Source organism: Neptuniibacter sp. QD72_48 (assembly GCF_047778065.1).
Lineage (GTDB): Bacteria > Pseudomonadota > Gammaproteobacteria > Pseudomonadales > Balneatricaceae > Neptuniibacter.
The window spans coordinates 218,095-238,842 of sequence record NZ_CP180547.1 but is presented as its reverse complement, the minus strand read 5'-3'; the positions used below and the strand labels follow the sequence as shown (position 1 = coordinate 238,842).

General features: G+C 46.9%; 17 protein-coding genes. 6 read left to right on the top strand and 11 right to left on the bottom strand.

Going from position 1 to position 20,748, the window contains the following annotated elements:
• Nucleotides 1-6: 6 nt before the first annotated feature.
• From astA to ACMXYX_RS00980, 3 genes are read left to right on the top strand one after another with little or no spacing between them, the layout of a single operon-like run.
• Complete coding sequence (gene astA, locus ACMXYX_RS00990) at nucleotides 7-1,044, top strand: arginine N-succinyltransferase (protein ID WP_415897336.1); 1,038 nt, start codon at nucleotides 7-9, stop codon at nucleotides 1,042-1,044.
• Nucleotides 1,041-2,537, top strand: a complete 1,497-nt coding sequence (astD, locus tag ACMXYX_RS00985) for a succinylglutamate-semialdehyde dehydrogenase (protein WP_415897335.1) — start codon at nucleotides 1,041-1,043, stop codon at nucleotides 2,535-2,537. The genes astA and astD overlap by 4 nt, the downstream gene beginning before the upstream one ends.
• Nucleotides 2,534-3,856: an N-succinylarginine dihydrolase gene (locus ACMXYX_RS00980; protein ID WP_415897334.1), complete on the top strand. Its 1,323-nt coding sequence runs from the start codon at nucleotides 2,534-2,536 to the stop codon at nucleotides 3,854-3,856. Before astD ends, ACMXYX_RS00980 begins: the two co-directional genes overlap by 4 nt.
• Before the next feature lie 3 nt (nucleotides 3,857-3,859).
• Here the strand turns inward: ACMXYX_RS00980 and ACMXYX_RS00975 are convergent, their stop codons facing one another.
• Together ACMXYX_RS00975 and ACMXYX_RS00970 are read right to left on the bottom strand one after the other, a co-directional pair.
• Nucleotides 3,860-5,224 carry a sensor histidine kinase gene (locus ACMXYX_RS00975; protein ID WP_415897333.1) on the bottom strand — a complete coding sequence of 455 codons (1,365 nt, stop codon included), beginning with the start codon at nucleotides 5,222-5,224 and terminating at the stop codon, nucleotides 3,860-3,862.
• Entirely contained in the window at nucleotides 5,221-5,931 is a 711-nt protein-coding gene (locus ACMXYX_RS00970) for a response regulator (RefSeq protein ID WP_415897332.1), read from the bottom strand. The genes ACMXYX_RS00975 and ACMXYX_RS00970 overlap by 4 nt, the downstream gene beginning before the upstream one ends.
• A 188-nt stretch (nucleotides 5,932-6,119) precedes the next feature.
• On the opposite strand from ACMXYX_RS00970, the gene ACMXYX_RS00965 reads away from it, so the two are divergent.
• Entirely contained in the window at nucleotides 6,120-6,587 is a 468-nt protein-coding gene (locus tag ACMXYX_RS00965; protein WP_415883133.1) for a Spy/CpxP family protein refolding chaperone, read from the top strand.
• 56 nt (nucleotides 6,588-6,643) lie between these two features.
• Here the strand turns inward: ACMXYX_RS00965 and ACMXYX_RS00960 are convergent, their stop codons facing one another.
• On the bottom strand, nucleotides 6,644-7,105 hold the full coding sequence (locus ACMXYX_RS00960; RefSeq protein ID WP_415883132.1) for an Lrp/AsnC family transcriptional regulator: 462 nt from the start codon (nucleotides 7,103-7,105) through the stop codon (nucleotides 6,644-6,646).
• 383 nt (nucleotides 7,106-7,488) lie between these two features.
• Here ACMXYX_RS00960 and putP point away from each other — a divergent pair, with 383 nt between their 5' ends.
• Together putP and putA are read left to right on the top strand one after the other, a co-directional pair.
• Nucleotides 7,489-8,955 carry a sodium/proline symporter PutP gene (gene putP, locus ACMXYX_RS00955; RefSeq protein ID WP_415883131.1) on the top strand — a complete coding sequence of 489 codons (1,467 nt, stop codon included), beginning with the start codon at nucleotides 7,489-7,491 and terminating at the stop codon, nucleotides 8,953-8,955.
• Nucleotides 8,956-9,179: 224 nt separating this feature from the next.
• Nucleotides 9,180-12,800 carry a bifunctional proline dehydrogenase/L-glutamate gamma-semialdehyde dehydrogenase PutA gene (gene putA, locus ACMXYX_RS00950; RefSeq protein WP_415906385.1) on the top strand — a complete coding sequence of 1,207 codons (3,621 nt, stop codon included), beginning with the start codon at nucleotides 9,180-9,182 and terminating at the stop codon, nucleotides 12,798-12,800.
• A gap of 125 nt (nucleotides 12,801-12,925) precedes the next feature.
• Here putA and ACMXYX_RS00945 read toward each other — a convergent pair whose 3' ends face one another.
• The 8 genes from ACMXYX_RS00945 to ftsE all read right to left on the bottom strand — a co-directional run bounded on the left by ACMXYX_RS00945 (nucleotide 12,926) and on the right by ftsE (nucleotide 20,740).
• A complete protein-coding gene (locus ACMXYX_RS00945; protein ID WP_415906384.1) occupies nucleotides 12,926-15,433 on the bottom strand; it encodes an EAL domain-containing protein in 2,508 nt (835 codons plus the stop codon).
• A gap of 241 nt (nucleotides 15,434-15,674) precedes the next feature.
• Nucleotides 15,675-16,406, bottom strand: coding sequence for a tRNA (guanosine(46)-N7)-methyltransferase TrmB (gene trmB / locus ACMXYX_RS00940; protein WP_415883128.1), 732 nt, complete (start codon nucleotides 16,404-16,406; stop codon nucleotides 15,675-15,677).
• Nucleotides 16,407-16,499: 93 nt separating this feature from the next.
• Nucleotides 16,500-17,294 carry a thiazole synthase gene (locus ACMXYX_RS00935; protein WP_415883127.1) on the bottom strand — a complete coding sequence of 265 codons (795 nt, stop codon included), beginning with the start codon at nucleotides 17,292-17,294 and terminating at the stop codon, nucleotides 16,500-16,502.
• Nucleotides 17,295-17,353: 59 nt separating this feature from the next.
• The gene (thiS, locus tag ACMXYX_RS00930; protein WP_415883126.1) at nucleotides 17,354-17,554 is read right to left on the bottom strand and encodes a sulfur carrier protein ThiS; all 201 of its coding nucleotides are present in this window, start codon (nucleotides 17,552-17,554) and stop codon (nucleotides 17,354-17,356) included.
• Between the two features lie 4 nt (nucleotides 17,555-17,558).
• Nucleotides 17,559-17,939: a DUF423 domain-containing protein gene (locus ACMXYX_RS00925; protein WP_415883125.1), complete on the bottom strand. Its 381-nt coding sequence runs from the start codon at nucleotides 17,937-17,939 to the stop codon at nucleotides 17,559-17,561.
• 112 nt (nucleotides 17,940-18,051) lie between these two features.
• Nucleotides 18,052-18,906: an RNA polymerase sigma factor RpoH gene (gene rpoH / locus ACMXYX_RS00920; protein WP_415883124.1), complete on the bottom strand. Its 855-nt coding sequence runs from the start codon at nucleotides 18,904-18,906 to the stop codon at nucleotides 18,052-18,054.
• A gap of 150 nt (nucleotides 18,907-19,056) precedes the next feature.
• A complete protein-coding gene (gene ftsX, locus ACMXYX_RS00915; RefSeq protein WP_415883123.1) occupies nucleotides 19,057-20,088 on the bottom strand; it encodes a permease-like cell division protein FtsX in 1,032 nt (343 codons plus the stop codon).
• The gene (gene ftsE, locus ACMXYX_RS00910) at nucleotides 20,081-20,740 is read right to left on the bottom strand and encodes a cell division ATP-binding protein FtsE (protein ID WP_415883122.1); all 660 of its coding nucleotides are present in this window, start codon (nucleotides 20,738-20,740) and stop codon (nucleotides 20,081-20,083) included. Before ftsE ends, ftsX begins: the two co-directional genes overlap by 8 nt.
• Nucleotides 20,741-20,748 lie beyond the last annotated feature (8 nt).

Genomic DNA, 20,748 nt, shown 5'->3' with positions numbered 1-20,748 from the left:
TCGACTATGTATTACATTCGCCCGATTGAAATGAACGATTTAGAGACCTTACATCAGATCGCTATCGAATCTGGCCCTGGCTTTACCTCTCTCCCCGAAAACAGCGCTTTGCTCGCTGATAAAATCGAGCGCAGTTTAAACGCCCTCAAACAAGATATTCAGAAAGCCACCAATGAAAGCTATCTGTTTGTCCTGATCGACAGTGAAACTGAAGAAGTTGTCGGTACTACAGGGATTGAAGCGGCCGTAGGCCTGCAAGAGCCATGGTATCACTACAGAGTAGGTACCGTGGTACACGCGTCACGCGAGCTCAATATCCATAACCAGTTTAAAACCCTCTACCTATGTAACGATTACACTGGCTGTACAGAGGTTTGTACTCTCTATCTGAAACCTGAACACCGTCACTCACAAAACGGTAGCCTGCTGTCTAAAAGTCGTTTTCTGTTTATGGCAGAACAACCACAACGCTTCTCTGAGCGCGTCATCGCAGAGATGCGCGGTTTCTCCGATGACAATGGCCGCTCCCCCTTTTGGGAAGGGTTCGGGCGTAAATTCTTTGCGATGGACTACTCAGAAGCGGATTACCTCACTGGCTCTGGCAACAAAGTATTTATTGCCGAACTAATGCCGAAATACAGCATCTATATCCACTTACTCCCCGAAGAAGCACAAGAAGTAATCGGTCGTGTTCACGCCAATACTGAACCTGCCCGCCGCATGCTGGAAAATGAAGGTTTCCGCTTTGAAAACTATGTAGATATCTTCGATGCCGGCCCTACGATCACAGCACCGCTGGCAAAAATACGTGCGATTAGAGATAGCCGCTACGCCAAAATTAGAATTTCGCAACAAGCTGACGTCACTGATTCCGATTCAGCTTATCTACTCAGTAACACCCGAGCAGCAGGTTTCCGTTGCTGCCTTGCTAACTGCCAAACCAATCAAGGCATTGCTGAACTCACACCTGAAACCGCTGAAATGCTGCAAGTTAAAGACAGCGACACCATTCGATTGGTCGAACTAAAAGGGAGGCACCCATGAAACCACAAGCATCATTGTTTATTAATGGCGAATGGGTTCAGGGCAACGGCTCCGAACTCGAGTCGTTGAATCCGGGCAATAATGAGCGAATCTGGCAGGGTTATGCAGCTGACGAAGAGCAAGTAAATCAAGCTGTTTCAGCGGCTGAAGAAGCTTTCCCACACTGGTCTGAACTCACGCTCAAGCAGCGAGCAGCCTATCTTTTGAAGTTTAATGAGCTGATCAAAGAGCACGAAGACCTTCTTGCCGACACCATCGGCCAGGAAACCGGTAAACCTCTCTGGGAAGCAAAAACAGAAGTGACTGCTCTTCTGGGCAAAGCGGCTTTGACCATCAAAGCCTATCAAGCGCGTTGCCCAACTGAAGAGAGTACCGTACTGGGAGCACGCTCTATTCTAAGCCACCGCCCCCACGGCATCGTAGCGATATTTGGCCCTTATAATTTCCCAGGGCATCTACCAAATGGCCATATTATGCCAGCGCTTTTAGCGGGCAACACAATCGTCTTTAAACCCAGTGAATTTACCCCGCGAACAGCAGAACTGATGATTCATCTTTGGCAAAAAGCGGAGCTACCCGATGGGGTACTTAATCTGGTCCAAGGAGAAAAAGAAACAGGGGCACATTTAGCAGAGCACTCAAAAATTAATGGCCTCTATTTCACCGGTAGCGCAGCCACCGGCTGTTACTTGCATGAGCAGTTTGGCGGGCAACCCGAAAAGATTTTAGCACTCGAGATGGGCGGAAATAATCCTCTGTTGGTTACAAAAACAACCAATATCGCTGCGGCCGTCTATAACACTATTCAATCGGCCTATATCACTGCAGGCCAGCGCTGTACCTGCGCGCGACGCTTATTGGTACCGGTCGGAACAGAAGGGGATGAATTTATTGCCGCTTTGCAGAAAGCCGTGACCAAAATTGAGGTAGGCACCTATAACCAAAACCCGTCACCTTTTATGGGCGCTTTGATCAGTCAGTCAGCCATGACTTCTATGCTAACTGCTCAAGAAAAGCTGATGGAACAAGGCGCTGAATCACTGGTCGGTATGCAACGATTTGCCGAGAAAGGCGCCCTGTTAACACCGGGGTTAATCGACTGTACAGCAATAGAGAACCCCGATGATGAGGAGTACTTTGGCCCTCTCCTTCAGATATATCGTGTACAAGATATTCAGCAGGCAACAACCTTAGCCAATAACACCCGCTATGGCTTAGCGGCTGGCGTACTCAGTGACGATCCTAAAATATTCGAGTACTTTCAGCGTCGAGTCAGAACTGGATTGATCAACTGGAACAGACCACTAACCGGCGCATCCAGTGCGCGCCCCTTTGGTGGTACCGGCATCAGCGGTAACCATCGCGCCAGTGCATGGTATGCCGCCGATTACTGCGCTTACCCAGTTGCCTCTATGCAGGCCGACAGCATGGACATTCCCGACACCCTTCCTCCGGGCCTACATATTGCCGATCATGTTTGGAGTCATGAATGAGTTTAACGCTTAATTTAGATGGTTTGGTCGCACCCAATCACCACTATGCGGGGCTCGCACAGGGCAACCTTGCATCACAACAGCATCAAGGCGAGATATCCTCACCCAAAGACGCAGCACTTCAAGGTTTGGAAAAGATGTGGCTACTGCATCAGCTTGGCATTCCACAAGGGATTATTCCCCCGCCAATACGACCTGATCTAGCACTGCTCTATGCAGCGGGCTTTCGCGGCTCCGACGAACAACTCTTGGATCAAGCTTGGCACAAAGCCCCTCAGTTGCTGACTGCCTGTTATTCCGCTTCTGCTATGTGGGCAGCTAACAGCGCAACCTGCTCAGCATCTCAAGATACCAAAGATCGACACTTACACTTCACCCCTGCAAACTTAAATAGCAGTATCCATAGATCATTAGAAACCAAACATAACTATCAGTTCTTCCAAACCTGTTTTGACAATCACGACAGATTTAGCGTGCATGTTCCGTTGCCATCACAACCGATCTTTGCAGATGAAGGTGCTGCCAATCAGATGCGCTTAAACTCGCCTTGTGACCAGGATGCACTGAATCTATTTATCTATGGCAGAAAAGGCTCGCTGAGCGCAAGTACACGCTTTCCAGCACGCCAAACTCGCCTCGCTAGCGAAAGTATTATCCGCCAACATCAGCTGGACCAAAGCCGCAGCATACTGATTCAACAGAACCCTATTGCCATAGACCACGGGGCTTTTCACAACGATGTTGTCGCGGTGGGTCATCTGAACTTTTTATTCCTGCATGAACAAGCTTTTAAAGAACAAAGTGAGGTTTTAAACACTTTAAGGATGAAGAGCTGTCATTGGCAGGATGCACTTAAGATATTTGAGGTCAGCTCCAGCAAGCTAAGCCTGCAAGAAGCAGTAGAAACTTACCTATTCAACAGTCAGCTTATCCAAAAAAACGATGGCAGCCTTATGTTACTTGCCCCCATAGAAAGTAAAATCAGCGCTAAGGCTTATGCCATCTGCGAGGAGTTAATAGCTGCCGACAACCCTGTGAGCGAAGTCCAATTTATCGATCTAACACAAAGTATGCAGAACGGTGGCGGTCCAGCGTGCCTGCGCTTGGCGCTACCAATCACGATTGAAGAGTTAAGTGCTGTCCATCACGGAATACTGCTAACCCCTGCACTATATGAGTCGCTGAAACATTGGATAGAAACGCACTACCGAGATCGCCTAAGCCTTGAGGATCTGCGCGACCCTCGGCTGATTTCAGAGATACAAAGTGCGCTATCCCACTTGGGAGAGCTGTTAAAGCTCCCCAATTTTTACAACTAAATTTTAGGCGCAAGGCAACAGAATGCGCGCTTCCAATCCGCCCTCTGGATGGTTTGATAGACTAAGTTCACCACCTAAACGTTGTACAGCCCGTTGCGCGATACTTAACCCTAAACCATAGCCTTCGGATTTACTGTTACCCCGGAAAAACGGCTCACACAGTTTTTCTAACTGCTCTGCTGGCACACCTTCACCATGATCGCGAATACGAATCTCACAGTGTTCACCCTTATGCACACTCAACTCAATTGACGTCGATTGCGGTGTATGTTTGCAGGCATTTCCCAAGATATTATTCAGCGCTCGAAGTAACAAAGGCGCATTCAATTCCACTTCACAGTCAGATTCCATACAGAGTTCAAACTCACGTGCTTGCTGGCTGAAACGGGCATCATCAAGCAACTCTTGCAGGACATCACTGAGCTTAGTTTTCTCGCCTTTAACCTCCATCTGTTCCAAGCGAGATAAGGATAAGATTTCGCCGATCAATTGATCTAAGCGCTGACACTCATGAATGATCCGTTGAACTGTTTTATCCCCTTCACCCAAGCGTTGCTCTGCAATCCCTGCTGCGGCCTGTAATCGGGCTAGCGGCGCTCTTAACTCATGGGAAACATCACACATCAGATGCTGGTGCGAGGTCAGAGTTTGTTGGACATAATCTGCCATGCGGTCAAAATCTCGGGCTAACTCACCCAATTCATCACCACGCGCCCTTAATTTTTCATCCGTACGAGTGTCCAACTCTCCACGATAGATCGCCTGAGTGTGCTCGCGTAACAAGATTAATGGCCGCGCGATAATTGCAGATACGATCAACGCACCTAAAGAAGACACCAATAAAATCAGCACCATTTGCACCGATAGGATACGGTTCACTAGATCTGCGTAAGGAGAACGCTCCCAGCTGAGATCGACTAAAACTTCATACTGACGACCCCGCTCTGACTCTAGATTAAAGCGGTAACTATCTTCAGGATTTTTTTCAAAACGGGGAAGATCAACAACCTGCCTCTGTGCAGTCAGATCGGTAATATGGACACGCTTAGTTACACTTCGCCAGATAAAACGTTTCCAATGTGGTGTGCGTTCTTTGTGATGGTCTGGCGCTGGTAAGCCAATCTCTTTATCCCTATGCGAGCGCTTGAAATGTTTCAGTCGTAATGGCGGGATTGTGGCATGACCCATGCGTTCATAACGTTCAATCATCAGCTCTGCATAGCCTTCCGCCTTTGCTGTGATTACTTCCTTGAAGCGATCCTCTTCAGTAATGGTGCTAACCACACAGATAGTCGCTAACAGTACTGAGAAACTCACGCACCAGATTGCGGCAAAAACCTTCCAGAACAGTCGTTTATACCACTTCATACCAGATCCTTAATATACTGATAGCCGACACCACGGACTGTTTTGATCAGCTCTTTATCTGGTAGCGCTTTCGCTAATTTCTGCCGTACACGGCTAACATGAACATCAATCGCTCGATCAAATGCCGCAAGTTTTCGATGTAAAACCAACTCAGTTAATTGCTCTTTATCCAATACATTTCCAGCATTCGCGATCAGATAAGCAAGCACGTTAAACTCTGTCCCTGTAAGCTCCAATAAATCGCCCTTGATCCTAACCTCACGCAAACCAGGATCAAGCTGGACGCCACCCATCTCAACATTAGTATCGGGGAAAAGGGTTGTTTGTGTTTTCGGTTCCGAACGACGTAGGACCGCACGAATTCGTGCAAGCAATTCACGTGGATTACAGGGTTTGCTTAGGTAGTCATCCGCTCCCATCTCTAACCCCAGAATGCGATCGATCTCTTCGCCTCGCCCCGTCAACATAATCACGGGTAAGGTCACTACAGGTCGAATTTGTTGTAGCAGCTCTAAGCCAGATTTACCCGGCATCATGATATCTAACACCATCAAGGCGTAACGATCCGAACGTTTTAATTGCGCGCAGGCTTCATCTGCATTGTGAGCAAACTCAACCTCAAAGCCTTCGTGCTCGAGATAATCGGATAACAACTCGCATAGTTCCACATCGTCATCAACCAGTAATAATCGCTGTTTATCTCTCATACTTTATCCCGCACTCGGCCTTGACCGCCTATTTTCGCTACTTATCTACTAAAAATAATAATCCTTTTAGCGCCAAAATAGATCGCCCTATTGTTAGATTTACCCAACTTTACACTGCCGAAACCCATCTTTGCGCTTACAAAAGCCAAACTTTATTCCATCAACTAAACAGCCTAGGAGCAAAGAACATGAACCGTAAAATCATGACTGGAATCGCAGCTGCTGTGTTAACTGTTTCTAGTTTAGGCGTTGCACATGCTTACACTAAAGATGACGGCGCTAAGATGGAGAAGCGCCTGCAGTATCTTTCTGAAGAGCTGGGATTAACCACCAGCCAACAGGCGGCACTGAAAGAAAATATGCAGCAGAAAAAAGCAGGCATGAAGGATCAACACCAAGCAAAACGAGATCTTCGCCAACAACTGATGCAACTAGACCCAGCATCAAAAGACTATCAGTTACAGCTCAACAGCTTAGTGTTAAAAGCGCAGGAGCAAACTAAAGCGATGATTATGGCCAAAGCAAAACATCAGGAAGAACTGTATGAGATTCTGACTCCAGAACAGGAAGCCAAATTCGCACAGTTAAAAAGTGAAGCACCACAAAAATGGATGAAACATAAAGGGGAGCACAGAAAAGGGAAGCAATGTCATTAACATTTTATTCCATAGAGTTACGTATCCTATATTCGCGTAACTCTATGGGTATAGCGTTAAATTAGCTTGGAAGCCACATCCTTCACATCTTCCATTACAACAAAGGTACTGGTTTGCTTCACAAATGGCAGGTTAGAAATTTTCTCACCGAGTACTTCCCTATAACTTTCGATATCGGACGTACGCACTTTTAACAAATAATCGAAATTCGCTGCAATCATATGGCACTGTTCGATTTCAGGGATGGCGCGCACGGCCTCATTAAAGGCCTGCAGCGCTTTGGTTTTCGTATCGAGCATCGTCACTTGAACAAAAGCGATATGCTTAGAACCCAGCTTCTTCTGATCAATCAGGGTGGTATAACCCATGATATAACCAAGCTCTTCCAAGCGTTTCATACGCACTTGGCAAGGTGTTTTCGAAAGGCCAACTCGCGAGGCTAATTCCGTAACCGTAATACGTGCATTCTTTTGCAGTTCGCGCAAAATCGCCATATCGAGTTTATCTAAATTTTCCATGACGGCGCTCCAGAAGCATAAAGTCAAAACGTCCAAATTTTTGGCGAGAATATAGTGAATTCGACTCCTCATAACAAGTTGACTACTCTTTCTTATAGATGAAAAAGAGCTATGCAGCGCGTTTATCTAGGTAAAAAACCATCAAATTAGAACAATCATCCGAATAAACGAACAAATAAAGACCAATTGCCTAGAAAACAGCCAAGTTTGGAGCATTTAACCAATGGAATACCGGTAAGCTTTCCGGTCGTTATACCCAAGCTTAACTACTGTCTTTTTCGCAACCAATGAAGGTAGAAAAGTCTGCAGCATAGCTAGCGCAGGAAGGTGTAACAGAGGATGGAACGATAATAAGCATAAACTATGACAAAGAGGTTTCTTAGATGGTAACCCTGACATTTATCCTATATCTGATGCTGATGCTGGCAATTGGTATTGTTGCCTATCGTCGCACTCAGGATCTGTCTGATTACGTTCTTGGTGGACGCAACCTAGGGCCGATCCCAAGTGCGTTGAGTGCAGGCGCATCAGATATGAGTGGCTGGCTGTTGATGGGCCTTCCTGGTTACGCAATGGCGGCCGGTTATGGCTCTTTCTGGTTGGCAGGCGGTCTACTAGTGGGCACTTGGCTAAACTGGCTGTTAGTAGCTCAGCGCCTACGTGTTTACTCACAACGTGCTGATGATGCACTAACACTACCTGCGTTTTTCGAAAAACGTTTTGAAGATCACAGCCACAGCCTACGTGTGATTTCTGCCGTATTTGTATTGGTTTTCTTCCTGTTCTACACCAGTTCTGGCTTAGTAGCGGGTGGTAAACTATTTGAAACTGTATTCGGTTTTGATTACACCGTCGCAGTTCTTGTCGGTGCTGCAGCCGTTATCTCTTACACCCTATTTGGTGGTTTCCTAGCGGTATCTTGGACAGACGTAGTTCAGGGCCTACTGATGGTTGGCGCTTTGATCTTAGTGCCATTGATCGCGATGGGCGAAATCGGTGGTTTGAGCGGCACGCTGGCAGCAGTCGAAGCGAAAAATCCTGAGCTCTTGAATATGTTTACCGATGCGGATGGTAAGAGCATCACGCTAATCGGTACGCTATCTCTATTGGGCTGGGGTCTTGGTTACTTCGGTCAGCCGCATATACTTGCGCGTTTCAAAGGTATCAAATCTAAAGACGCGGTTCCTGCTGCACGTCGTATCGCAGTGATCTGGAGTGCTATCTCTATGGCGGGTGCCTGCCTAATTGGTTTAGCCGCTATCGGCTATCTACCAGACGGTTTGGGCGATAATGAAACTGTATTTATGGTGATGGTAGATGCACTATTCCACCCTGTAATTGCAGGTATTCTACTGGCTGCCATCCTTGCCGCTGTAATGAGTACAGCGGATTCTCAGCTACTCGTGTCTTCTTCTGCTCTGGCTGAAGATTTCTACAAAGCACTGTTTAACAAAGATGCAACCCAAGAACAGTTGGTTCGTGTCGGCCGTATCGCTGTAGTGGTTATCGCTCTGGTTGCTACCTTCCTCGCAATGGATAAAGACTCTAAGGTTCTAGAGCTTGTATCTTACGCGTGGGCAGGTTTCGGTGCAGCATTTGGTCCTGCCTTGATTATGTCACTGTACTGGAAGCAGATGACCAAAGGCGGTGCGCTTGCGGGTATCATCACTGGTGGTGTAACTGTGGTTGTGTGGAAGCAGCTATCTGGCGGTTGGTTTGATCTTTACGAGATCATCCCAGGTATTATCTTTGCCTTCATCGCAATTATCGCTGTATCCAAAGTGACACCAGCGCCATCAAAAGCTATTCAGCAACGCTTTGACGATGTAGAAGCTGAAATCAAAAGCTAACGAATAGAAAACAGATTTTTAAAAGCCCTAACTGCTTTGCAGTTGGGGCTTTTTTATACCCATCATAAAAAAGAACAAAAGCTCACAAAACAAACAAAAACACACCAAATTATCCACAAATAGAACTAAATAAAGAGAAACAAACCTCCATAACTACTTTTATAGATAAATCGACTATTTGAGCGCTTGTAAAATAGCCCGATAGATTTAAGAGGTGGAAGATTATGAGCATCACAATCGAACAATGCCGTACAGCTATTCGTAATAACTATCTGGCAGATGAAGCAGCCGTTATCAACGGTTTGATTAATAACTCAGGTTTAAGCGAAACAGAGCGCGGCGCTATTTCAGCCAATGCTGCAGATCTGGTACGCAAAGTTCGATCTGAAAGCTCCCCTTCCATGATGGAAAAATTCCTTGCCGAATACGGCCTGACCACCAAAGAAGGTGTCGCGCTGATGTGTTTGGCAGAAGCACTACTTCGTGTGCCAGACAGCCTGACTATCGATGCTTTAATTGAAGATAAAGTGGTATCCGGTAACTGGAAAGGCCACTTAGGCCAATCGGCATCTTCATTAGTAAACAGCTCAACTTGGGCGCTACTCATCACGGGTAAGCTACTTAAAGAAGATGAAAAGAAGAGCATCGGCTCCACAGTCAAAGGCATGATTAAACGCCTTGGTGAACCGGTTGTACGTACCGCCGTTGCCCAAGCGATGAAAGAGCTAGGCCGCCAGTTTGTACTTGGTCGCGACATCAACGAAGCCACTAAGCGCGCAACAAAGCTTGAGAAACAAGGCTATAGCTACTCCTACGATATGCTTGGCGAAGCAGCCCGAACTGATGCCGATGCAATCCGTTACCACCAAGCTTACTCGCAAGCGATCAGTGAACTGACATCTGCTTGCGAAAGCAAAGATATCCGTCTAAACCCAGGCATATCTGTAAAACTATCTGCTCTGCATGCCCGCTATGAAGTTGGCCAAAAAGCCCGTGTTATGCAGGAATTAGTAGAGCGTACACTGACACTAGCTCTGCAGGCGAAAGATGCCAATATGGGCTTCAATATTGATGCCGAAGAAGCCGATCGTCTCGACCTTTCACTTGATGTGATCGAAGCGGTTCTGGCAGATGAGCGCCTAGCAGACTGGGATGGCTTCGGTATTGTGGTACAAGCTTTTGGTCCACGTGCCGCGCATGTTCTGGACTGGCTGTATGCAACCGCTGAACGTCTAGATCGCCGTATCATGGTGCGCTTAGTAAAAGGCGCTTACTGGGATGCGGAGATCAAAAGAGCACAAGTGCTAGGCCTTGATGGCTTCCCAGTCTTTACCCGTAAAGTAAATTCCGACCTGTCTTACATGTGTTGTGCAGAAAAGTTGATGCAGATGACAGATCGCATCTATCCACAGTTCGCTACGCATAACGCCCATTCAGCGGCTGCGATTCTGTTCATGGCGAAAAAACACGATGTGGATAACTTTGAGTTTCAGCGTCTACACGGCATGGGTGAATCACTGCACGATACAGTGTTGAAATCGAACAATACTCGCTGCCGTATCTATGCGCCTGTAGGTGCACACCGCGATCTGCTGGCTTACCTTGTTCGTCGTTTGCTAGAGAACGGCGCAAACAGTTCCTTTGTAAACCAGATTGTCGATAAGCGCATTACACCTGAAGAGATCGCGACCGATCCATTTACCCAAGTGCTGGAAAGCCATAACGCCATCAGCAACAACATGATTGCCAAACCTGCCATGATTTTTGGTGAAAAGCGTCTAAATGCCAAAGGCTGGGATATCACTGACCATGTGACCTTAGAGCAGCTAGAACCGGCTCGTGAGGCCTTCCAGAACACGCAATGGCACGCAAAGCCGATGATTGCAGGCGATGCGAGCAGCTCTGAAACGGCTGAAATTCGTAACCCTGCCAACCCAGAAGATCTTGTAGGCCTGGTAACTGAAGCTAATGCTGAAGATATTGAAAGTGCGATTGCCTCTGCCGAGCTGGGTTTCCAGCGTTGGTCAAAAACTGACGCTAGCGAACGCGCCGCTTGCCTTCGCCGTGTCGCTGATCTATTAGAAGCCAATGCGCCTGAGCTGTTTGCGCTGGCGAGCCGTGAAGCAGGTAAAACACTTCTTGATGCTGTAGGCGAGATTCGTGAAGCGGTCGACTTTGCCCGTTACTATGCAAATGAAGCCGAGAAACACGCGAGCAGTGAAGCACGTGGTGTGATCACCTGTATATCCCCGTGGAACTTCCCTTTAGCTATTTTTGCTGGTCAGGTTTTAGCAGGCATCGCATCAGGTAATAGCGTCATCGCTAAGCCTGCTGACCAAACACCATTAATGGCTGCCCGCGCTGTTGCCCTGATGCATGAAGCCGGTATTCCAGAAGATGTTATCCAACTATTACCGGGCTCAGGTACCAATGTCGGCGCGCCACTGACCTCTGATCCACGCATCGCTGCAGTGTGCTTTACAGGCTCAACATTAACTGCACAGCGCATCAATAAGGTGATGGCGAAAAACATGGCTCCGGAGGCTCCTCTAATAGCTGAAACCGGTGGTATGAACGCAATGATCGTTGATTCTACAGCCCTGCCAGAACAGGTGGTACGCGATGTTCTGATGTCATCGTTCCAGAGTGCAGGTCAGCGCTGCTCTGCTCTACGGGTACTTTATGTACAAGAAGATATTGCTGATAACCTACTAGAGATGTTGTTTGGCGCTATGGATGAACTACGCCTTGGTAACCCTTGGCTTCTAAGCACCGATGTTGGCCCGGTTATCGATAGTAACGCTAAAGCTAAGATTGATGAACACTGTGCAAAATTTGCCGCAAAAGGCCAGATGCTTAAGAAACTCCCTGCTCCAACAGACGGTACTTTTGTCGCGCCAGCAGTACTGAAAGTGAACGGTATTGAGGAGATTGATGAAGAGATCTTTGGTCCTGTTCTACATGTCGCAACGTTTGCAGCAAAAGATCTAGATCAGGTAGTCGAATCGATTAACAGTAAAGGCTACGGTCTAACCTTTGGCCTACACACCCGCGTGGATAACCGTGTTGAGCGCATTATCAACAAAGTTAAGGTAGGCAACATCTACGTTAACCGTAACCAGATTGGTGCGATTGTCGGCTCACAACCATTCGGCGGTGAAGGCCTATCCGGTACTGGCCCTAAGGCAGGTGGTCCACACTACGTTAAACGTTTCACTCGCTCAAATATTAGCAATAGCACAGAAGCGCCAGCAGGCCAGACTATTAACTCTGAAACGCTGAACAAGATGATCCAACAACTGGATCAAACAGCGTCTACTGATACAAAGGTTTCTGAGGAACAACTCGCTAACGTCTTTGCTGAACAGGTATTTAAACTGCAAGGCCATAGCTCTGAAGCTACAGAAATGCCAGGGCCAACAGGCGAGTTAAACCTTCTATCCGAAACTGGGCGCGGCGTTGTCCTTTGCCTAGGTCCCGATGCAGAAAGTGCTAAGAATCAAGCTGCAACCGCGCTGATGCAGGGTAATGCGGTAGTCATTATTGCTCAAGGCATCGCTGATCTACTGAAACAGTGTGCTGAGGCTGAACTGCCTGTGCAAGGTATGGTGGGGCAGTTATCGGCGGATGCCATGACTGACACTGATGGATTCGCTGCGATCTGCTGCAGTGCCAGCACTGAAACCCTAAAAACGATTCGTCAGGCGCTCGCCGCTCGTGAAGGCGCGCTGCTGCCACTGATCACAGAACTAGATCAACCAGAACGTTTCGTCATGGAACGCCATCTGTGCATTGATACGACAGCCGCTGGCGGCAATGCCAGCCTAATCGCTACAGCCGGTTAAGACCAGCTTTAGCAAGTACCTTTCCACTTACTTCGTTTTTTGATTCATGGGCAAAATTCGAAGATCTTTACCCCGGGGCTACCGCCATTCAGCCCCGGGGGCTTTTCATTCTAAAAAATGAATTATTAAGCTTGGCTTCGATACCAATCGACAAATGTATCAGCGGGCATCGGCCTTGAGATTAAGTAACCCTGAATCTGGTCACAATTGAGCTCTCGCAATAGACCAAACTGGGTCTCCGTTTCTATCCCTTCGGCAACCACTTCAAGCCCTATGGCCTGGCTCATATCGATAATAGATGCCACTATGCTTAAATCGACTTCTGAGTCCTCAATATTAACCAAGAAACTACGGTCTATTTTCAGCACATCCAGAGACATATTACGGATATAGCTAAGACTGGAATAACCGGTACCAAAGTCATCAATGGCAATACGGACGCCTGCTGTTCTCAATATATTGATTGCTACGCGAGTCTCTTCTAGGCAATGCAAGAAACTGGTTTCCGTAAGCTCTACCGACAACAATCTAGATGGCAACTGGAACTCTTCCAGAACCTCTAAAATTTCTTCTGCTATATCTCGGCGCTGCATCTGCTTAGCAGACACATTGATTGCGACAGGAACTTCATACCCCAGCTTCCACCAGCTAGAACACTGACGAACCGCCTCTCTCAAAACGAAATAGCCGATTTGATCGATAACGCCTAAATCCTCAGCAAGTGGAATAAATTCATCAGGGGGAATAAAGCCTTGTTCAGGGTGATTCCAGCGAATTAATGCTTCGACGCCAACGAGTTGGCGATCTGATGCTGTTACCTTGGGCTGGTAATACAGTTCAAACTGTTCTGCTTCGATAGCTCGGTGCAGATCATTTGCCATGCGATAACGTGATTTCACCAACTGGTGCTGTTCAGAGGAGAAGAATCGATAGCTATTGCGACCAAAATCTTTCGCCTGTTTAACGGCAACTTCGGCACACTGAAACAGATCTTCAGGCTTTGTTGCATCTGTAGGGAAGAAACTCACCCCGACGCTGACAGTCAGATTGATCTCCGTACCAGACACTAATATGGGTTGATTGATCGTAGATAGAAGACGATTTAAAAACTCGCTGACCGCTGTATTATCATCAACATCAGTGAGGATCATATTAAAAGAATCACCCCCAAAGCGGGCAACCGTATCGCCCTCCTCTAAAATAGACTCGATTCTACGGCCGACTTCACGCAATACCTGATCACCCGCTTCAAGGCCAAAGCGATCATTTACCCTTTGAAAAAAATCTAAATCTAAAAAGGCTAACGCGACTTGATGGTTGTGCTCTTGAGCATATCCAAGGGATAAGTTAAGCCTGTCATTAAACATCTTGCGGTTTGGAAGGCGAGTTAATTCATCAAAATAAGCTAAACGCTTAATACGAGCTTCCGATCTCTTAATTTCTGTTAGATCAGAGAAAATGGAAGCATACTGACAAATCTCTCCTGCATCATTTTCCACTGCAGTAATGGTCAGCCATTCGGGATAAACGGTACCATTTTTACGTTTATTCCAGATTTCACCTTGCCATTGCCCTTTGTTCTGCAATGAAGCCCACATATCCTGATAGAACTTCTTATCATGGCGACCAGAACTTAAAATGTTGGTATTTTTACCCAATACTTCCCAATCTTCATATCCTGTAATGTCAGTGAAGGCAGGGTTTACCCGCTGGATTTTAGCTTCCAGATCAGTGACTACGATCGCTTCCATCGAAGCGCTCATAACTTTATCCGCCAGCTTAAGGTTGTGCTGAGATAACGCTAACGCCTGGTCACGCTCATTCAATAATTCTTTTAAACGATAGACATAATCCATCTCAACATTGCGCAGAATATCGCTATAGGAGATCAAACCAATAATCTCACCATCATGGCGCTTAACACCGAGGTGATGAAAACTGTGCTGGCGAAATACTTTGCGTGCATTGTAAAGGCTTAAATCCGCTTCAACAGAGACCAAATTAGCGGAAGCAAAATCTTTCAGTGGGAGGTCCAAGTCACCATCAGCCATACTCACCATCAGATCGTTTTCAGTCAGGATGCCAACTATATCCTGACCATTGCAGATCAATGCAGCACTATGCCCTGTGGTTTCTAAACGTTCGACGGCTAAACGAACTGTTTCATGTTCAGGGATGATCAACGCATCTTTACTGATAATCTCAGAAACTGAGCGTAGAAACAGATCATGTTCCACACCCTGACTGTTAACCACATCCGTCTCGGAAAGGATTCCGAAAAGCTGATTGCTTTCATCGACAACAACTAAATGACGGAAGCCTTCTGCAATAAAACGCAAACCCGCTTCATCAATAGTTGTGGTCGTTACAACCGTGCTGACAGGTGAAGACATGCAGGTAGACACATCGTTCTGCTCCAAGTCCTTCCCTGACACCGTGATCCGCATAATATCTCTGCGGGTGATAATGCCAACCGGCCGGTTTCCTTCGCAAACAATAACACAGCCTATACCATGTTTAGCCATTAACCCCACGGCCGTGGAGACCTTGGTATCTTCAGAACACACGACTAACTGTTGCTGCGCGACTTGACGCACCAAAAGGTGTTTCTGGGGGTATGGCATACTGGTCATTACGAACTTACTAACTCTGCTTTATGTCAGAAGAGCAATATTACTGAATAAAATTCGAACAATAAAACCACACGAATAATAAGGTTCTGTGAAATTGACCCGAGTCAAATAAACAGAAAAAACTCGCAGCAGAACCTAAGGTTGGCCCCGGTAAAGATCGGCTTTTAAGACAGATAAAATAGAGAGGATAAAACAGGGAGGAAAGAACATCCTCCCCGGGAAGCTAACAAATTCAGTCTAATCAGCTAAGCTTTTCAAACATAAGATCCCAAACACCATGACCTAAACGTTCGCCACGCTTTTGAAACTTAGTGACTGGTCGCCACTTCGGCTGCGGCGAATATTCACCTGCACCGGCAACGTTCTGATAGCCCTCTGCAGCGCTCATAACTTCCATCATGTGCTCAGCATAGTTTTCCCAGTCGGTCGCCATATGGAATACACCACCGACTTTCAATTTCTTACGTAACGTCTGAGCAAATTCCGGCTGTACAATACGGCGCTTATGATGACGCTTTTTGTGCCATGGATCAGGGAAGAACAACTGGATGCAATCAAGACTGCCATCAGGAATACACTGCGCCAATACTTCGATTGCATCATCACAGAATACGCGAATATTGCTTAAGCCTTCACGCTCTGCATTGCTTAAGATACGGCCTACACCTGGGCGATGTACTTCGATACCAATGTAGTTTTTCTCTGGCTGATCTTTTGCCATCTCAACCAGTGAGTCGCCCATGCCAAAACCGATCTCAAGTACAACCGGGGCATCGCGATTAAATACCTCAGCTAGATCTAACATCCCCTGTTTCAGCTCCAGCCCCATTTGCGGCCATACATCTTCCATCGCTTTCTGCTGACCTTCGGTCATACGCCCAGCACGTAAGACAAAGCTTTTTACAGTACGCATGTGCCTCTCTTCAGAAGCCTGCTCAGGGTTTTGCTGCTCGATGTTATTTTCTTCTGTCATCATCTGACCTAACTAAGTAAAACAAAACAGCCTGACATTGGGACGTCAGGCTGTATCGGAAAGTGTAGCCAAACCACCGTTAATTAGCGGCGATTATTTACCAACAATGGTTCCTTCCATTGGCGAAGAAGCACTTGCGTATTTCTTACGTGGCATACGGCCCGCCAAGAATGCTTCACGTCCAGCTTCAACCGCTTTACGCATAGCTGAAGCCATTAAAATAGGGTTTTGAGCACCGGCAATAGCCGAGTTCATCAATACCGCTTCACAACCCATTTCCATCGCTACCGCGGCTTCTGACGCAGTACCTACACCGGCATCAACCAATACAGGTACTTTGCAATCTTCCATAATAACATTGATGTTATGTGGGTTAAGAATGCCCAAACCAGAACCGATCATAGAACCTAGTGGCATGATAGATACACAGCCTAGATCTTCTAGCTCTTTCGCTACGATTGGGTCATCACTGGTGTAAACCATTACTTTGAAACCATCACGTACCAACACATCTGCGGCTTTGATTGTTTCAACAACATTTGGATATAGAGTTTTCTGGTCGCCCAATACTTCTAGCTTAACCAGATCATGACCATCCATCAGCTCACGCGCCAACTTACAAGTACGGATCGCATCATCAGCGTTAAAGCAGCCCGCCGTGTTCGGAAGGATTGTGTATTTCTCTGGAGAGATCACATCCAACAGATTTGGCTCATCTGGATTCTGACCAATATTAGTACGACGTACAGCCACGGTAACGATTTCAGCACCACTTGCTTCAATCGCCAAACGGGTCTCTTCCAGATCTTTATATTTACCTGTTCCGATTAGCAGACGAGAGTTAAAAGATTGGCCTGCGATTACTAGCGGATCATTTTCTAGGGACATGGTGTAATTCCAAATGCTCGTTATTATTTACTCTGGCTGTACTGCATCAAATGCTAAAATTAACCGCCACCAATGGCATGAACAATTTCAACACGGTCTGATTCTTTTAAAACCGTCTCAGCATGCTGGCTGCGCGGAATAATTTCAAGATTAAGCTCAATCGCGATTCGCTTTTCGCCTAACTCTAACTGCTCAACCAAACTTGTCAGGGTGATACCATCCTGCAACTGCAGCATCTCACCATTTACCTGAACCTGCATTGATCTATCTCCTACCTGAAGTCAGCGCTGCATACCCCAGCAACGCCCACCCGCAAAGGAACGCAACTCCACCTAGCGGTGTAACCATACCTAATGACCGCATCCCAGTTAACGCCATTAAGTACAAGCTGCCTGAAAACAACAGAATTCCAATCACAAATCCAACCGCCGCGCGCTTAATCACTTTCAGGTCTAAACGTTCTGGCGCGAATGCCAAAACCAGCAACGCCAGCGCGTGATAAAGGTGATATTCCACACCGGTCTGATACACAACATAAAGGGAAGGCTCGATCGAACCTTTAACTGCATGTGCACCAAATGCGCCGATAGCCACAGCTAAAAAGCCGAAAATGGACGCAATAAAAAGCAGTGGATATGTATTCATGATGAACTCTGTTAAAACGAGTTCGGATTATACCGAATTTGCTACGGCCTTGCCGAATACTGCTGGCATAAAAAAACCGCTTAAAAGCGGCTTTTTTACTCCAGAAAACGAATTACGCTTCCATGGAGACTCGAATCTTCTTCATCGCATTCTTTTCTAACTGACGAATACGCTCAGCGGATACTTCGTACTCTGCTGCTAGCTCGTGCAAAGTAGCTTTATCATCCGTTAACCAACGACGCGCCAAGATATCTTTACTACGCTCGTCCAACTCAGACATAGCCGACATTAAACGACGCTGTGCATCCTGTTCCCAGTTAGCATCTTCCACCTGTAGCGATGGATCTGCGCTTTTATCTTCTAGGTAGTGAGCAGGTGCCCAAGCAGCTTGCTCGTCATCTGCACCTTCCGGCGCATCAAATGCAGTATCAACAGAGGCCATACGACCTTCCATCTGACGTACTGTCTTAGCTTCTACGCCTAGATCTTCTGCGATTAGATCAACCTCATCGTTGGTCATCCAACCAAGGCCTTTCTTTTTCGAACGCAGATTGAAAAACAACTTGCGCTGCGCTTTGGTCGTTGCAACTTTCACAATACGCCAGTTACGCAGAATAAATTCATGCATCTCAGCTTTTACCCAGTGCACGGCGAAAGAAACCAGACGTACACCCATAGTTGGGTCAAAGCGTTTAACAGCCTTCATCAGGCCAACGTTACCTTCCTGAATTAGATCGCCTAGAGGCAGACCGTAACCAGAATACGTTTTAGCAACATGTACAACAAAACGAAGGTGAGACATAACCATCTGACGTGCAGCTTCTACGTCACCATCAAAGTGTAGGCGCTCAGCCAGAGAACGTTCCTCTTCAACGCTCAGCACAGGAATCGCCGTAACAGTCTGTACGTACGCATCCAGGTTCTGACCAGGAGAAAGGTTTTCAACAACTTGTAAGCTTGTGCCCATTAATGACCTCGTATCATTCTGCTTTAAACACCGCAGATATGACTTGTTTATAGTACAAAAGTTCCAACAAAATCCCGCTTCCTAAAAAGCGGGACCGAAAAATATAACGAGGAATAAGATAAAACGCAAATATGACGTTTAAATGACAGGTTATTGCGGCTCAATGTCGCGAAGGTGACGACTTACCGCGAGTTTTGCACCAACTAAACCAAGCAAAATTCCAGACAACAACAGAATAAGGCTATCTGAAAAACCTAAGCCCTGAAGCTCAAAATCGCTTTGATATAGTGCCGCTAGCTGCCCAACAGGCTCATTCAGAAGTAGTAGGCTGATCATCACAAACAACCAAGCCAAGGCAGCGCCTAAAAGACCAAACCAGAAACCGGTATAGATAAAGGGGCGCTTCACCCAAGAATCGGTCGCACCGACTAATTTTGCGACCTGAATCTCATCTTTGCGGTTTTCTATCGACAGACGGATCGTGTTACCCACCACCAGCAAGACAGACAACGCCAACAGCGCACCTAGAACCAGGACAACACGGTTAGCGAGTTCAACAAACGAGGCTAAACGCTCAACCCAAATCATATCCAACACTACATCATCGACTTCAGGCATTTCCGATAAAGTCTGTTGCAGCTTTATTAACGCTTGTTTCTGATTGTCTATGGGCTGAACCACAACAACCGCAGGCAGTGGATTGCTATCAAGAAAGCTTAAGATTTCAGCAAACTCCGACATCCGCTGAAACTCCAGTAAGCCCTGCTCTTTAGTCACCAATTCGACAGCGGCTAGATCTGATCGCAGCAGCATGTTTTGACTAAAGCGTTCGGCAGCTTCATCAGCAACCGAAGTTTTCAGATAGATAGAGATGCGCGGGTCACCCTGCCACTGGCCGCTCAGATGATTGATATTCTTCAAACCAACGAACATGACACCCGGCAACGCTAAGGCAATCGCCAATACCGCTAACGTCATTAAGCTCGGTAAAGGCGTCGCTTTTAAGCGCTTCAGTGAATCTTGCGCCGTCTTTTTATTGTGACGTAACCAGCTTTTTGCCTGAGCAACAAAGTCGATCTTATGACGAGCAGCACCTTTGGATTGAGCAGGTGCCGGAGCTGCAGTTTCTAAGGGTCGTTCTTGTCGAACGGCACCGCGTCTTTTCGGTTCTCGATTAGCCATCGCGTAGCAACCTCCCCTGATCCAAAATCAAGGTGCGATGGCCCATACGCGAGATCAAAGACAAATCGTGACTGGCGATCAAAACGGTCGTGCCATGGCGGTTAAACTCCATAAACAGACTCATGATCTCAGCAGATAGCGTCGGGTCTAGGTTACCGGTCGGCTCATCGGCCAGCAGCAATTGCGGTTTGTGTACGATCGCACGGGCAATACCAATACGCTGCTGCTCACCGGTAGACAAAGCAATCGGATTAAACTTCTCTTTATGCAGCAAGCCAACCTTATCCAAGGCAGCTCTTACACGTCGCCCTGTATCTTCCTCATCGTAACCGGAGATATGTAACGGCAACGCGACATTTTCAAATACAGTGCGATCAAAGAGAAGCTGATGATTCTGGAATACTACACCGATACGACGGCGGTGGTAGGGAATATCTTCGCGACTAAACTGCGCTAAATCCTGTTGTGCTATGGAAACGCAACCTCGAGTAGGGCGCTCCATCAACATGATCAGTTTGAGTAACGTACTTTTACCTGCGCCCGAATGACCGGTTAGAAACGCCATCTCACCACGTTGTAGCGTGAAGTTTACGTCTCTAAGCGCATCGTGCCCTTCAGGGTAACGTTTGCTGACATTCTCAAACTGAATCATGCGGAATT

Excerpts from the sequence above, each read along its gene's own strand:
- astA (WP_415897336.1), top strand. The coding sequence starts at position 7 with ATGTATTACATTCGCCCGATTGAAATGAACGATTTAGAGACCTTACAT.
- astD (WP_415897335.1), top strand. The coding sequence starts at position 1,041 with ATGAAACCACAAGCATCATTGTTTATTAATGGCGAATGGGTTCAGGGC.
- ACMXYX_RS00980 (WP_415897334.1), top strand. The coding sequence starts at position 2,534 with ATGAGTTTAACGCTTAATTTAGATGGTTTGGTCGCACCCAATCACCAC.
- ACMXYX_RS00975 (WP_415897333.1), bottom strand. The coding sequence starts at position 5,224 with ATGAAGTGGTATAAACGACTGTTCTGGAAGGTTTTTGCCGCAATCTGG.
- ACMXYX_RS00970 (WP_415897332.1), bottom strand. The coding sequence starts at position 5,931 with ATGAGAGATAAACAGCGATTATTACTGGTTGATGACGATGTGGAACTA.
- ACMXYX_RS00965 (WP_415883133.1), top strand. The coding sequence starts at position 6,120 with ATGAACCGTAAAATCATGACTGGAATCGCAGCTGCTGTGTTAACTGTT.
- ACMXYX_RS00960 (WP_415883132.1), bottom strand. The coding sequence starts at position 7,105 with ATGGAAAATTTAGATAAACTCGATATGGCGATTTTGCGCGAACTGCAA.
- putP (WP_415883131.1), top strand. The coding sequence starts at position 7,489 with ATGGTAACCCTGACATTTATCCTATATCTGATGCTGATGCTGGCAATT.
- putA (WP_415906385.1), top strand. The coding sequence starts at position 9,180 with ATGAGCATCACAATCGAACAATGCCGTACAGCTATTCGTAATAACTAT.
- ACMXYX_RS00945 (WP_415906384.1), bottom strand. The coding sequence starts at position 15,433 with ATGACCAGTATGCCATACCCCCAGAAACACCTTTTGGTGCGTCAAGTC.
- trmB (WP_415883128.1), bottom strand. The coding sequence starts at position 16,406 with ATGACAGAAGAAAATAACATCGAGCAGCAAAACCCTGAGCAGGCTTCT.
- ACMXYX_RS00935 (WP_415883127.1), bottom strand. The coding sequence starts at position 17,294 with ATGTCCCTAGAAAATGATCCGCTAGTAATCGCAGGCCAATCTTTTAAC.
- thiS (WP_415883126.1), bottom strand. The coding sequence starts at position 17,554 with ATGCAGGTTCAGGTAAATGGTGAGATGCTGCAGTTGCAGGATGGTATC.
- ACMXYX_RS00925 (WP_415883125.1), bottom strand. The coding sequence starts at position 17,939 with ATGAATACATATCCACTGCTTTTTATTGCGTCCATTTTCGGCTTTTTA.
- rpoH (WP_415883124.1), bottom strand. The coding sequence starts at position 18,906 with ATGGGCACAAGCTTACAAGTTGTTGAAAACCTTTCTCCTGGTCAGAAC.
- ftsX (WP_415883123.1), bottom strand. The coding sequence starts at position 20,088 with ATGGCTAATCGAGAACCGAAAAGACGCGGTGCCGTTCGACAAGAACGA.
- ftsE (WP_415883122.1), bottom strand. The coding sequence starts at position 20,740 with ATGATTCAGTTTGAGAATGTCAGCAAACGTTACCCTGAAGGGCACGAT.